Annotated in this window: 14 protein-coding genes; 7 read left to right on the top strand and 7 right to left on the bottom strand. The window is 69.2% G+C overall.

Annotation, left to right across the window (positions count from 1 at the left end):
• Positions 1-10 precede the first annotated feature (10 nt).
• Complete coding sequence (locus AQJ46_RS51580) at positions 11-271, bottom strand: WhiB family transcriptional regulator (protein WP_079072058.1); 261 nt, start codon at positions 269-271, stop codon at positions 11-13.
• A gap of 192 nt (positions 272-463) precedes the next feature.
• Here AQJ46_RS51580 and AQJ46_RS00955 point away from each other — a divergent pair, with 192 nt between their 5' ends.
• The 5 genes from AQJ46_RS00955 (at position 464) to AQJ46_RS00940 (ending at position 5330) form a co-directional block, all read left to right on the top strand.
• Positions 464-1345 (top strand): sigma-70 family RNA polymerase sigma factor family protein, encoded by an 882-nt coding sequence (locus AQJ46_RS00955; protein ID WP_059203730.1) that lies wholly within the window; start codon positions 464-466, stop codon positions 1343-1345.
• Between the two features lie 273 nt (positions 1346-1618).
• Positions 1619-1762, top strand: coding sequence for a hypothetical protein (locus tag AQJ46_RS55285; protein WP_159063972.1), 144 nt, complete (start codon positions 1619-1621; stop codon positions 1760-1762).
• Between the two features lie 56 nt (positions 1763-1818).
• On the top strand, positions 1819-2685 hold the full coding sequence (locus AQJ46_RS00950) for a carotenoid biosynthesis protein (RefSeq protein ID WP_059203729.1): 867 nt from the start codon (positions 1819-1821) through the stop codon (positions 2683-2685).
• A gap of 292 nt (positions 2686-2977) precedes the next feature.
• On the top strand, positions 2978-4177 hold the full coding sequence (locus AQJ46_RS00945; RefSeq protein WP_079072057.1) for an NAD(P)/FAD-dependent oxidoreductase: 1200 nt from the start codon (positions 2978-2980) through the stop codon (positions 4175-4177).
• A gap of 256 nt (positions 4178-4433) precedes the next feature.
• Entirely contained in the window at positions 4434-5330 is an 897-nt protein-coding gene (locus AQJ46_RS00940; protein WP_059203727.1) for an RNA polymerase sigma-70 factor, read from the top strand.
• Positions 5331-5515: 185 nt separating this feature from the next.
• Here AQJ46_RS00940 and AQJ46_RS00935 read toward each other — a convergent pair whose 3' ends face one another.
• Positions 5516-6451 (bottom strand): sigma-70 family RNA polymerase sigma factor, encoded by a 936-nt coding sequence (locus AQJ46_RS00935; RefSeq protein WP_059203726.1) that lies wholly within the window; start codon positions 6449-6451, stop codon positions 5516-5518.
• A 186-nt stretch (positions 6452-6637) separates the two neighbouring features.
• On the opposite strand from AQJ46_RS00935, the gene AQJ46_RS00930 reads away from it, so the two are divergent.
• Positions 6638-7099 carry a hypothetical protein gene (locus AQJ46_RS00930; RefSeq protein WP_059203725.1) on the top strand — a complete coding sequence of 154 codons (462 nt, stop codon included), beginning with the start codon at positions 6638-6640 and terminating at the stop codon, positions 7097-7099.
• A 24-nt stretch (positions 7100-7123) separates the two neighbouring features.
• On the opposite strand, the gene AQJ46_RS00925 is transcribed toward AQJ46_RS00930, so the two are convergent.
• From AQJ46_RS00925 to AQJ46_RS00910, 4 genes are all read right to left on the bottom strand, one after another.
• Positions 7124-7465 (bottom strand): hypothetical protein, encoded by a 342-nt coding sequence (locus AQJ46_RS00925; RefSeq protein WP_167368186.1) that lies wholly within the window; start codon positions 7463-7465, stop codon positions 7124-7126.
• Between the two features lie 35 nt (positions 7466-7500).
• A complete protein-coding gene (locus tag AQJ46_RS00920; RefSeq protein WP_059203723.1) occupies positions 7501-8856 on the bottom strand; it encodes an NAD(P)/FAD-dependent oxidoreductase in 1356 nt (451 codons plus the stop codon).
• Positions 8857-8927: 71 nt separating this feature from the next.
• Positions 8928-9329: a DUF1003 domain-containing protein gene (locus AQJ46_RS00915; protein WP_059203722.1), complete on the bottom strand. Its 402-nt coding sequence runs from the start codon at positions 9327-9329 to the stop codon at positions 8928-8930.
• An 82-nt stretch (positions 9330-9411) separates the two neighbouring features.
• Positions 9412-9894: an SsgA family sporulation/cell division regulator gene (locus AQJ46_RS00910; RefSeq protein WP_225887197.1), complete on the bottom strand. Its 483-nt coding sequence runs from the start codon at positions 9892-9894 to the stop codon at positions 9412-9414.
• A 223-nt stretch (positions 9895-10117) separates the two neighbouring features.
• Here AQJ46_RS00910 and AQJ46_RS00905 point away from each other — a divergent pair, with 223 nt between their 5' ends.
• Positions 10118-12883, top strand: coding sequence for an AAA family ATPase (locus AQJ46_RS00905; protein WP_079072056.1), 2766 nt, complete (start codon positions 10118-10120; stop codon positions 12881-12883).
• Here AQJ46_RS00905 and AQJ46_RS55280 read toward each other — a convergent pair.
• Positions 12880-13041: a hypothetical protein gene (locus AQJ46_RS55280; protein WP_159063971.1), complete on the bottom strand. Its 162-nt coding sequence runs from the start codon at positions 13039-13041 to the stop codon at positions 12880-12882. The genes AQJ46_RS00905 and AQJ46_RS55280 overlap by 4 nt on opposite strands.
• Positions 13042-13048: the final 7 nt, after the last annotated feature.

Raw genomic sequence — 13048 nt, 5'->3', positions numbered from 1 at the left:
GTGCCACCCATCACATACTGCTGGGACAGGGTTGTGTGCGCCGGGTCTCGATTCCACGCATCGCTCGGCGTTCGCTTTCCGTCGTTCCGCCCCAGATGCCGTCCACGCGTCCCGCCCGCACGGCCCAGTCGAGGCACTGCTCTGCGACGGGACAACGGCCGCACACAGCCTTCGCCTCGTCGACCTGCCGAAGTGTGGGACCGATGTTGGATATGGGGAAGAAAAGCTCGGGATCTACGCGCAGGCACGCTGCCCGTTCACGCCAATGCATGGCATGGTCACCTCGTTCAGTGGTCAAGGGAAAAGAAGTGCGTCGCTGTCCTGTAGGACCGGGCAGCCCGCGCATGTGTGACACACGGCCGCGACGAGCCCGTGTCACACGACCCGGGAGTCCCCGGTCTTACGGGTTGAGCCGTCGCCCCTGCCGCGTGCGGGGCAGCGCGAGCGAGAGCGAGGATGTCCTGTGGACCAGAGCGATGCGGTGCCGATCGACGAGCTGTGGGAGGAGCGCCGGTTCCTGCTCGATGTCGCTCACTGGATGCTGGGCGACCCGGGCGCGGCGGAAAGCGTCGTCGACGAGGCCTATCACCGGTGGTACGGGCTGTCAGACGCAGCGCGTCGGCAGGCCACCGCCCCCAGGTCCTGGCTGGCGAAGACCGTGGGCGGGATCTGCCTGGACCGCCTCGCACGCCCCGGCCGGGGTGCGGCCGGCCCCGAGGAGGGGCACGGGGCACGGCCGTCGGAGGTGGAGGAGGAGGCCGGACGGGTCGTGCTGAACGCGCTGGAGTCGCTGTCGACCGCCGAGCGCGCCGCGTTCGTGTTCCGTGCCTTCGGGATGGCCCCGGGCACGGTCGCCGACATCGTGGGCCGCACGGAGCCGGAACTCGCCGAACTCGCCGAACGGGCCAGGCAGTGGCTGCGGCTGCGGCGCACCCGCTCCACGACACCGCGGCAGCATGACGCCGTCGCTGGCGCCGTATGCCGGGCCTGCGTCACCGGGGACAGGGAGCTGCTCACGTCGTTGCTGTGCTCGGACGCGACGGCGTTCTTCGACGGTGGCGGCAAGGTACGGGCGTTGACCGGACCCGTCCACGGCTGTCGGCCGGTCGCCGACAGCCTCTTGACGCTCCTGGCCCGCAGCCCGCACACCACCCTGACCACCCACTCCGTCAACGGCCGGACCGGCCTTGTCGCCAGCTACGGCCGCCGGGTCGCCGCCGTCATCAGCCTCGACGTCTCGGACGACCGTGTCGCCCAGGTCTGGGTCACGCTCAACCCCGACAAACTGCGGTCCTGGAACCAGGCCCCTGCCGACGGTGTCGCCGGCTCGGTCGAGGGCCCATGACAGGGAAGATAGGGTCACGCCGCAGTGAGCCCATGCCAACCTGATTTCTGCTGATCAGCGGGGCTGGCTGCTGTCGCAGTGAAGTGCTCGTACTGGTCTGGGTGGAGATCGGTAGCACGTGATCGTCTGTCACCGTCGTCCTCTGTGGTTCTCGGGCAAGGTCCTTGGCCTGTTGCGTAGGTTTCCGCGGTGGGAGGGACCTTCCCTGCGCGTTCGTCGTGGCCCATCTTGAAAAGCGCTGGTCAGTGGACGCCGTTCCATTGCGTCCGGTGTGTGCTACGTCTCATCCGCGGGCTGTTACGGCACAGGGGTGGCTGGTGTCTTGATGCCGCCGCGACCGTCCGCCACCACCGTCCGGCCGAGGTCGCCGTACTGCTCGGCGCCATGCTTCCGCACCTCCTGCTCGGCACTTGGTGACTTCGGCGGCTGCGGCGTGCGGCGGCAGCTGAACTCACCATCACAGGAGATTCAAAATGAACGCATGGAACCGCGTCCTCTGGCTGCTGGCAGCCGCCGCCGCAGTAGCGGGCGTCGCCATACCGCTGGCCGGGACACACGTCACGCTGCCGATGCTGCTGCTGTCGGTCCCGTTCGCGCTGATCCACGGGGTGCGGAGGTACGGGTGGCGGACGCTGCTGTTCTTTCTGATCGTGACCCTGGTGGTGGGCAACTTCTTCGAGAACCTCAGCGTTTCCACCGGGTTCCCGTTCGGCCACTACCACTACACGGGCCATCCGCAGCTGATTCATGTGCCCGTCGAGATCGGACCGATCTACTTCGGTCTGGGCTACATCTGCTGGCAAGTTGCCAACACCTTGCTCGACGAGGCGGACATCCGTCTGGGCGGCTCGTCCGGGTCGGTCGCCGGCCGGGTCGAGGTGGTGGCGCTGCCGATACTGGCCGCGGCACTGATGACCATGTTCGACCTCGGCGTCGACTCGATCGCCTCCACCGTGAAGCGGATCTGGGTCTGGGAACGTGGGGGCGGGGTGTTCGGGGTGCCGTACACCAACTATTTGGGCTGGTGGTTTGTCACCTATGTCTTCTTCCAGGTCTTCGCGCTGTATTTGGTGAAGCGTCAGCCGGCGTCGGCGTCGGTGCGGACCGAGGGGCGGGGGGTGTTGGCGCAGAACGTGCTCTTCTACGGGGCGCTGGGGCTGAGCTCGGTTCCCTACTTCATCGGCGCCTCCGGTGACATGGTCAAGGACGGTGCCTCGGTCAGCTGGAGCGGGCATGCGATCAACGAGACGATGATGACGATCAACCTGTTCGGCATGGTGTTCGCTGCGTTTCTTGCCGCGGTCAAGCTGGCTCGCAACGACCTGGCCCTGCGACGCTGATTCCGACTCACGCAGAACGGCCGCCGGTCGGCTTTCCGGCGGCCGTTCGCGGTGTTTTCCGGCTCAGGCTTACGGGGCCGACACCACGTCGTGCCCGTCGGCTCCATGGATGTCGCCCGCGCGGCCAACTCCCCGGCCCCTGCCCGACCTCGTCAGGGCCGCGTTACTCCACTCACGGAGGGACGGGTGGCGTTTCGCGGCATTTGATGTGTGCTACGTCTCATCCGCGGGCTGTTACGCCGGACGCGCGGCTGGTGTCTCCATGCCGAGTCCATAACGCGAGGGAGACATGATGAACGGGAACGTCGAGGTGGTCGTGATCGGCGGCGGGTACGGGGGCGTGACGGCGGCCAACCACCTGGCTCGGCGCGATGGCGTGTCGGTGACCCTGGTCAATCCGCGCCCCCACTTCGTCTCGCGGATCCGCCTGCACCAGCTCGTGACCGGCTCCGACGACGCGGTCGAGGGCTTCGGTGAGGTTCTGGGCGGGAACGTCCGGCTGGTGGTCGACACCGCGACCCGGATCGACGCTGCCGCCCGCCAGGTGTCGCTGGCGGGCGGTGGCACGCTCTCCTACGACTACCTCGTCTACGCGGTGGGCAGCGGCGCCGCCGATCCCGGCGTGCCCGGAGCGGCGGAGTTCGCTCATTGGGTGTCGGACCTCGAGGGGGCGGAACGACTGCGGTCGGCGCTGACCGCGACGCCCGCGTCGGCTGCGGTGACCGTCGTCGGGGCCGGCCCGACCGGCCTGGAGACCGCCGCCGAGCTGGCGGAAGCCGGCCGCAAGGTCACCCTGGTCTGCGGCAACGTGCTCGGCCCCTCCCTGCACGCCCGCGTCCGCCGCCCGGTCGCCCGCCGGCTCGCCAAGCTGGGTGTGACCGTCCTCGAAGGCCCCCATGCGCGGGTGACGGAAGTGACACAGGACGCCGTACATCTCGACGACGGCCGCGAGTTGCCCAGCGCGGTGACGATCTGGACCGCGGGATTCCGTGTCCCGGACCTGGCCGCCCGCAGCGGGCTGCGCACCGACACCGAAGGCCGTCTGGTCACCGACGCGACGCTGACCAGTGTGGACGACGTGCGCATCGTCGCCGCTGGGGACGCGGCGGTGATGACGGACGGGCCGTTCCGGATGAGCTGCCAGGCTGCCGTGCAGCTGGGCCCGGCGGCCGCCGACACGATCCTGCGCCGGATCGCGGGGAAAACACCCGCTCCCGTCCGGATGTTCTTCGCCGGGCAGTGCCTCAGCCTCGGCCGAAAGGAGGGCGTCACCCAGTTCTCCTACCCGAACGACAAGGTGAACGCGCTCCGCATCAGCGGGCGGCCCGGTGCCGGCGTCAAGGAGATCGCCTGCCGGTTCACCCTCAATAAGTTGGTGTCCGGGGCACGCAAGGCCAGCCCCCGCGGATCCCACGGCGACAGCACCGACCGCCTGGAAACGCCTCAGCCGGAGCACCCCACGACGCCGCCCGACCCCCGACGCGCGGCCTAGCCGCCAAGTCCCCTTCCTGGGCCGGACCGACCGGTCCGGCCCAAGAAGGACCGAGCCGGGGCGACAGGCACCCAACGCCGCGGCCTCCTATGCCATGGCCCGGGCGCCGAGGCGCCATCCCACCAGCCCCCCCACCCCACATGGCCTGATCAGTGGGGAGGCTGCTGCCGACAACCCCGCCATCGGACCGGGTACATGTTCCTTACGGCCTGCTTCCGGCACATGGGGCCAACCACGGGAAAGCGAAGCGCACGACATGAACGACCACGTCACCGACCCCGCGACCGAGGCCTTCGTCGCCCACCGCGACCTGCTGTTCACCGTCGCGTACGAGATGCTCGGATCGGCGGCGGACGCCGAGGACGTCCTCCAGGAGGCCTGGCTGCGGTGGGTCAAGGTCGACCTGGAGCAGGTACAGGACCAGCGCGCCTACATGGTACGGATCACGACCCGGCAAGCACTCAACCGGCTACGCACCCTCAAACGCCGCAAGGAGGCCTACGTCGGCCCCTGGCTGCCCGAACCCCTGCTCACCGCGCCGGACGTGGCCGAGGACATCGAACTGTCCGAGAACCTGTCGCTGGCACTCATGTTCATCCTCGAAACCCTCTCACCGACCGAACGCGCCGTCTTCGTGCTGCGCGAGGTCTTCGACATCGGCTACGACGACATCGCGGCCGCGATCGACAAGAGCCCCGCCGCCGCACGCCAGATCTCCTACCGCGCCCGCCGGCACGTCGACGCCCGCCGGCCGCGCACATCGGTTTCCCCGGAAGAAACCCGGGCAGCGTTGAGTTCGTTCCAGTCCGCGCTCGAGACTGGGAACCTGCAGGGGCTGCTCGACGTACTCGCCCCGGACGTTGTTTTCGTCAGCGACGGCGGCGGCCTCAAGCTGGCGGCCTTGCGGCCGGTCGTCGGCGCCGACAAGGTGCTCCGTTACATGGCCGGCAGTGTCGACAAGGCCGGCGGCACCTTCACCAGTGAGCCCACGACGGTCAACGGCAACCCCGGACTCATCCTGCGCGTGGATGGCGTGATCGACGGCGTGCTGGCCTTCCGCGTGGAGAACGCCCGTGTCACCGGCCTCTACTACGTCCGCAACCCCGAAAAACTCACCCGCGTCGAGTCCGAAACCGCCCTCACCTCCCGCTGACCGTCCCCCCGCGACACGGCCGACCGAGGTGCGCGACAGCGCAGGCGCCGCGGAACAAGCCGGTGACTCGACGCGGCAGACGATCACCCCGGCACGATCAGTCGGACAACCAGCACGAGCACCCGACCCCCGGCTCACACCAGCCCCACTGACCAGCACTTTTCAAGATGGCAACGTCTCAGTTGTCACACACTGTCCGGCACGGCGCCGGGGGACGTCGTGAAACGGGAACGCGATGCGACGAAGGCGGCGATCTTGCTCGGCTCGAACACCCACATCACCTGGTGAACGCCGTGCTTCGAGGCGGCCGCGGTCATGAAGGCGAGCGTCCGGCCGTCCCGGTGGACCAGCACACCCGTAGCGCCATTGGCGTCGACCAGCTCCGGCACCGCCTCCCGCCACAACTGCCGATAGGTCGCGAGCCTGGCCACCCGGGCACGGCCCTGCACAGGTACCCGGGCACAGCCCCGCATGCCGTTGCCGTCGGAGAGGCTGACGACGTCGGGCGCGAGCAGGGCTTCGAGGGACGCCACGTCTCCCGTTCTGGCCGCTGAGACGAAGGCGCCGAGGAGGCGTCGGTGTTCAGCCGCGTCCACGCTCTCCCGCCGCTCGTCCAGCAGGTGCCGACGAGCACGGCTGACTATCTTCCGCACATTGACGAGGCTGACTTCGAGCATGTCGGCGATCTCGGCGTAGGCGTAGTCGAACGCCTCGCGCAGTACATAGGCGGCACGCTCGACGGGAGTCAGTTTCTCCAGCACCAGCAGCAGCGCCATCTCCACTGCCTCCGCGCGCTCGGCACCGACCTCGGGGTCCGCGCCGGTGTCGACGGGTTCCGGCAGCCACGGTCCGATGTACGTCTCCCGACGCACGCGCGCCGACTGCGCGACATTGATGGCCAGGCGGGTCGCGGCGCTCGACAGGAAAGCCGCAGGACTCAGCACCACCGAGCGGTCGGTCTTCTGCCAGCGCAGCCATACCTCCTGGACCACGTCCTCGGCCTCGACCGTGCTGCCGAGAATACGGTAGGCGATCCCGAAGAGCCGCTTGCGGTGGTGCACGAAGACGGCGACAGCGTCCTCAAGGTCGTCAGGTGTGGTGAGGGACGGTTCGACAGACATGATCGATTGGCCTCCGTTACTACGGTTCATCCGCTGTATGGACCGCGACCGACGGGCGCTTGTGACAGAAATCGACGATGCTTTTTCACGGGCTCGCAAAATCCCACTGTTCGAGACACTGAGATGCCCTGTCTGACACTCGAAGACTGCATATGATGTCGACAAGGGTTGAGGAGGAGAGAACTCATGGTCTCCGCGAGCCGTACGGCACACAGCATTGAGGTCACCGCCGAGGGGCTTCAGGAGGAACTGGCCCGGCTGCAGTTCCAGAAGCAGGCCCTGGAAAGGGAGTTGGCGGCGGTCGTGGCACATCTCGGCTCCGTACATCGGGCCCTCGGCGCTCTCGAGAGCGCACTGGTCACTCCGCGCGCCGCTGCCCCGGTGGACGAGCACACCGTGCCCGGGGCCTCACAGACGGACACCGACACGGACGCGGACAAGCAGTACGGAAAGCTCACCGAGCAGGTCATGGCCTACTTCGCCAAGGTCGGTGACGCGGAGGTGCGGGCCCGTGAGATCGCGGCGGCGCTCGGTCGTGACGCCGACAGCGGAAGCATCAACGCGGTCCGCAGCACGCTCGATCGCCTTGTCGCCTCATCCCGCATCCGGCGCGCCGGCCGGGGCCTGTATCGCACCGGGCGTTCCTAGGCCCTGTCGCCCAGCGCCCGGCGGTCACCGCGACGATCCAAGGATCACCACGACGCAGGCGATCATCGCCAGGGTGATCAGCGCCATCCCGGTGAGTGTTCCCCGCAGCCAGTGCCGGATCCTGAGGTGGTGTTGCGCTTCCATCGCGCCGACACGCTCGGCGATGTGATCCGTCACCATGCGGGCCACGTGCTTCTGTTCGTCGACGTACCACTGCTCGATGTCCCGCTTCTGCTCGGGGGTGAGCCCCTCCACGCGCGCGGTGAATGCCGCCACGCGGCGGTGGGTTGCTCCCCTGTGAGCCTCCCGGTACAGGAATCCCTCGATGTCGGGCAGGCCGCGGGCGGCCTCCTCGCGTGCGGCCACGGCGTACCCCCTGGGGAAACGAGAACTCCACACGGTCATGGTGTGCTGCCTTCCTTCGCGCGGCCGGCGCTCGGGTTCTCTGTCCGCCCACCCGTGACGAAGGCGTCCCGCGGGTGCTGGACGGAGGCGAGAGACACCAGATCCCGGCCTGTCAGGGCCGCGGTCAGCCAGACCGCCAGAACGCGGATCTTGCGTTCCCAGCTGGGCACCGCGAGCACGTGATAACCCCGGTGCATCAGCCACGCCGGGAATCCCTTGATGACGATGCCCTTGTACTGGAAGATGCCCCGCCCCAGCCCCAGGGTCGCCACCACGCCCAGGCTGTCGTGGCGGTAGTTCCGGACTCGCCGCCCGCGCAGGTCGGCCACGATGTTCCCGGCGAGACGTCTGCCCTGTCGCACGGCGTGCTGGGCGTTCGGTACCGTGCGCGCACCCGGCACCGGCGAGGCCAGGTCGGGGATGGACGCGTCGTCGCCGGCGGCCCACACATCAGGCACGGGCACGGCGTCGGTGCCCACGCGCAGGTCGGCGCGGGCCAGCAGCAGGCCGCGCTCGTCGAGGGGCAGGTCCGTGTGGTTGTGCACGACCGGGTTCGCGGCGTTGCCGGCCGCCCAGACGATCAGCTCGGAGTCGTACTCCTCTCCGTCGGAGAGGACGACGTGGCCGTCCTCGGCGGACAGCAGCTGCGTGTTGAGATGGACATCTGCGCCGCGGCGTTCCAGGTGGCGTACCACCCAGGCACCCGGCCCGTCGCTCACCTCGGGCAGGATGCGGCCCCGGGCCTCGACCAGGTGGAAGGACAGGTCGTCGACGCTCAGTTCCGGATAGGACCTGAGCATCGCGGTCGCCAGCGACAGCAGTTCGCCGAAGCCCTCGACGCCGGAGAACCCGCCTCCCACGAACGTGACGGTGAGCAGCTTCTGCCGCTCGGGGCCGGCCGGCAGCGACGCGGCCTGGTCGAACGCAGTCATCAGCCGGTCACGGATCGCCACGGCCTCCTCCACGTGCTTGAGGCCGATGGCCTGCTGCGCGAGTCCGGGAATGGGGAAGGTGCGGGTCACCGCGCCGGCGGTGACCACAAGGATGTCGTAGTGCAGCTCGTAGGCGTTGCCGCGCACCGGACGGACGGTCACCGTACGGTCCGCGTTGCTGATGCCGGTCACGGTGCCGGAGACCAGCCGGGTGCCGCGCAGGTGCCGCCTCAGTGACACGACGGCGTGCCGTGCCTCCACCGAACCGGCCGCCACCTCGGGCAGGAAGGGCTGATAGGTCATGTACGGGCGCGGGTCGACGACCGTGACCCGCGCCTCGCCCGAACGCAGCTTCTTCTGCAGGCCCCAGGCGGTGTAGAAGCCCGCGTAGCCGCCGCCGACGATCAGAATCTCTCGCATGACTCCCTCTGCTCCTTGTCCGTCACCATGTAGACCGCACAGGCGGGCCCGATGTGACATGCCACGGCGACTCAAGCCGTGGTGGTGGGTACCTGCTCGGCGTGCTCGCCCGTGTCCGTTTCATCCGCGGCCGCGGCGTTCACGGCTTTGTGGATCTCGACCGTGAGCGTGTGGACGAGTTCCGTGAGTTGCGTGTTGTGACGCAGTTCGAGTTCCTGCGCCAGGTAGTCGTGGTCGGCCTTCTTGCGCGTGAACTCGGCCTGCCGGTTCTGGCCGATCATCACGAACGCGGACAGGAAGATGGCCTCGAGCGAGACGATCAGTGTGAGCGTCTGCCACGGGCTGTCCTCCATCCAGACCATCCATGCCGCGAACAGGAGCACGTGGATGTAGACGAACCACATCGATCCGGCGAACCGGGTGATCCAGTCGGCGATCCGCAGCTGGACGTCCTCGGCACGCTCCTTCTGCACCTCGAGATAAGCAGGGTGCCTGTGCGCCGGGGACGGGGGACTCGACCTCGCACGGTGCCGGTCCGTCCGGCTCGGACGGCCCCTACCGAAGCGACTCACCGGGGCCGCTCAGGAGTTGGCGGACGGCTCCGTCCATGTCCAGGTGGCACTTCTCGGTACCGGCGGGCACCACCGCGAGGGTTCGCCGCAGAAAGGCCTTGAGGGCTCGAGCCGGGGTGGTCACCACGACCGCCTCCTGCTTCGGACACGGGCACAGTGCGATGTGTACCCTGTCCGCCCCCGGGTCCCGGCACGGCCAGACCTGGACGTCGCCGGCGCCGGTGAGCTTCTCCAACCCGTCCAGGAGGAGATCGCGACCGATCACCCAGTCCACGGTCGTGTCCGTGCGCATGTGGAACGTCAGGGACACCGCGTACGGATCGGCTCTGTCGTAGGACAGATCAAGCATCACCGGCCGGTCCACCCCTTCGGCGACGACCAGACGGACAAGGATCCGGCACACCACCGGCGTACAACTGTCGAGTTCTCTCATCTGCATCACCGCTCGGTAGATCTGTGGGGTCAAGGGAGGCATGGAGGGCACACGGTGTGATGCGTGCTGCGACACTCGTGTGATTCAGGGACATCACGATTCTGCGCGGTCCCCGTGGGCTCGCACCATCAGTCAAATGACCCGCACGTCGCCACGCAGTCACGTGACTGATGTTCGTCCTCGCCGGCCGGTGCACGGTGAGACCAAGCCTTCCGGCCACAGAGCGGGGAGGACGGTGCAAACGTACGGAGTAGTCATGTCACTCGGCACGCGCGTCGAACGGTTGCCCCAGACCCCTGCCGTGGAAGCCGGTCAGCCCTCTGTGGTGGTGGGGCGTGCGCGGCAACTCCGGGAGATCACGGAGCTGCTCAGGCAGGGCTCGGCCGCGGGCCGTGCCCTGCTGCTCTCCGGGGCGCCGGGCGTGGGCAAGAGCGCCCTGCTCGGGGAGGTCGCCAGGGCCATGTCCGGGTCGGGTGCCCGGGTGCTGTCGGCCGTCGGCGTCCGGTCCGAGTCCGAGCTCGCCTACGCCGGGCTTCACCAGTTGCTGTTGCCGCTGAACGACCTGATCGAGCGTCTGGAGGACCTCCATCGGAGGGTTCTGCGCAGCGCGTTGGGCTACGGGGGCGATCCGGTGCCCGACGGTCGTCACGTCTCCGACTCGGTGATCCTCCTGCTGCGCCAAGCGGCAACCGAACGCCCTGTGTTGATCGTCGTGGACGACCTCGGCTGTTTCGACCGGGCCAGTTCGGCGGTGCTGGGCTTCGTCGCGCGTCGGCCGGCGGGCAGCCGTATCGGATTCCTCGCCGCCTGCAGACCGGGAGCCGAGACCTTCTTCGACCGAGCCGGGTTCACCGAGTACGAGCTGCCGCCGCTGGATCGCGACGCGGCCGTGGAACTGCTCGGCGTCCGCTTTCCGTGGCTGGCCCGACCGGCGCGGGACCGCGTCCTGGCGCAGGCGCAGGGCAACCCGCTGGCGCTCGTGGAGCTGCCCGCCGCGCTGGGCGGCCCGCAACGCGACGCGCCGGCCGATCTGCGCGACGTACTGCCCCTCTCCCCACGTCTTCGGAGCCGCCACGCTGCGCGCGTGGCCCGCCTTCCGGCCGCATCGCGCCGGCTCCTGCTGCTGCTCGCCCTCGACGACACCGGAGATCCGGGAGTCCTCCGTGCCGGACTCCGTGCCGGATCGGACGACCCGAAGGCTCTTACGGCGTTGTCAGCGGTGGAATCGGACCGTCTGATCACCTTCGACGACACGAACCGACGGTTCGTCTTCCGGCATCCGCTCATGAGGGCCGCGGTCGTCGAGGCCAGCACCCTGACCGAGCGCTGCCAGGCCCATCGCACGCTGGCCGAGACCCGCGCGCTGGCTCCCGAGCGGCGGGCCTGGCACCTGGGCCGTGCAACCCTCGTTCCCGACGAGCGTGTCGCCGCCCTGCTGGAGGAGGCAGGGCATCGCGCCGCCCGGCGAGGTGACGCCACAGCAGCGGTCGCCACGTTCACCAGGGCCGCCGAGCTGAGCCCCCGTCCCGCGGACCGAGGACGCCGACTGACCCGGGCCGCATACCTCGCTGCCGACGCGACCGGTGAACGGCGCGCGGCGTCGGAACTCCTCGACCGCGCCCGGCGCGCGGACCCGGACCTCACCGGGTCGCTGACCGCCGCCACGAGGGTTCTCCTCCTGCTCAACGGCGTTGACGGCGACATCGACATGGCCCACCGTCTCCTGGTGGAGGCCGTCGAGACCGGCAGCCACGGATACGACGCCGAGGACGACGCCCTCATCGAGACACTGCACGTGCTGCGGTTGGTGTGCTGGTCCGCTGGTCGGGACGCCCTGTGGAAACCCTTCCACGCGGCCCTCGACCGTCTGAAGCCGGCTGCACCGCCGCAGCTCTCGGCCTGCGGCAGGACATGGAGGGACCCGGCCGGCAAAGGCTCGGTCGCCCGTCACGATATGGCCCCCGTCCGGCTCGACCGGCTCACGGAACCGCGGGACGTCTCTTGGGACGCGGTCCGTCGGGGACGCCGGGGCGGCCACGTGCGTCGGCACATCGACGCGCTCATGCACCTGTGCCTGCAGGATTTCCCGGCCGGCCGGTGGGAGGAGGCCGAAACGCTGGCCGCCGAGGGTCTGAGGATCTGCGAGGAGCGTCAATACCCGTTCTTCTCCTGGTATTTCGAGTACCACCAGGCTCTGCTCGCGGCCGTCCGCGGGCAGTTCGAAGAGAGCCGGAGCACGGCCGACCGCATCACGCAGTGGGCCGTGCCTCGTGGAGTTCTGGCGGCGGCGGCCTTCGCCAACCACACACGGGTCCTCGCCGAACTCGGTGCCGGCGACGACGAATGCGCGTACCGCCACGCTGTGGCGATGAGCCCCGCGGGCCGACTCGCGCCCCACGCTCCGTACGCGCTGTGGGTCTGCATGGACCTGGTGGAAGCGGCGGTGCACACCCGGCGCACCGCTGAGGCGGAGGCACACGTGCGGGCGATGCGGCAGGCCGGTGTCGCGGCTCTCTCCCCGCGGCTGGCGCTGCTGGTGGCGGGCTCGGCCGCGCTGGTGGCACCCGATGACGGCGCGGTCGGGTGCTTCGAGGAGGCGCTGGCCCTCCCGGGAGCGCAGGACTGGCCCTTCGATCTGGCGCGGATCCGGCTGGCCTACGGGGAGCGTCTGAGGCGCATGCGGTGCGTCACGGAGGCCCGGGCCCAACTGGAGGCGGCGGCCGCGGTGTTCGAGCGGCTGGGCGCCCGGCCGTGGGCCGACCGGGCAACGGGCGAACTCCGCGCCACCCGCCGGTCCCGCACCGGAGCGAAGCATGGTTCCGTGACCCTCACCGCACAGGAGCAGGAGATCGCCGTACTCGCCGCTTCCGGGTTGACCAACAAGCAGATCGGCGAACGTCTCCACCTCTCGCCCCGAACCGTGGGTTCGCACCTCTACCAGTTGTTCCCGAAGCTCGGAATCGCCTCCCGCGCGGCACTAAGGGACACGCTCGCGTCCCTTCCTGGAGGCAACGCCCTCTAGCTAGGTGTGGTGTCCCGGGACCTTGGTTGCTCGAAGTCCTCGAAGGTGAGCTGCTGCGGGACGTCCGCGCGTGGTTCGGGCGGCTGGTCGAAGACGATCCGGTAGCCGCTCCCGGCGGTCCGGCTGATGGGCGGTCGGCCGCCGAGCGCGGCGTTCACGCTCGAT

The sequence above is a fragment of the Streptomyces canus genome (assembly GCF_001514145.1).
Lineage (GTDB): Bacteria > Actinomycetota > Actinomycetes > Streptomycetales > Streptomycetaceae > Streptomyces > Streptomyces canus.
Note: the sequence above shows the minus strand (reverse complement) of the source record. Positions and strands in the feature narration are given on the sequence as shown.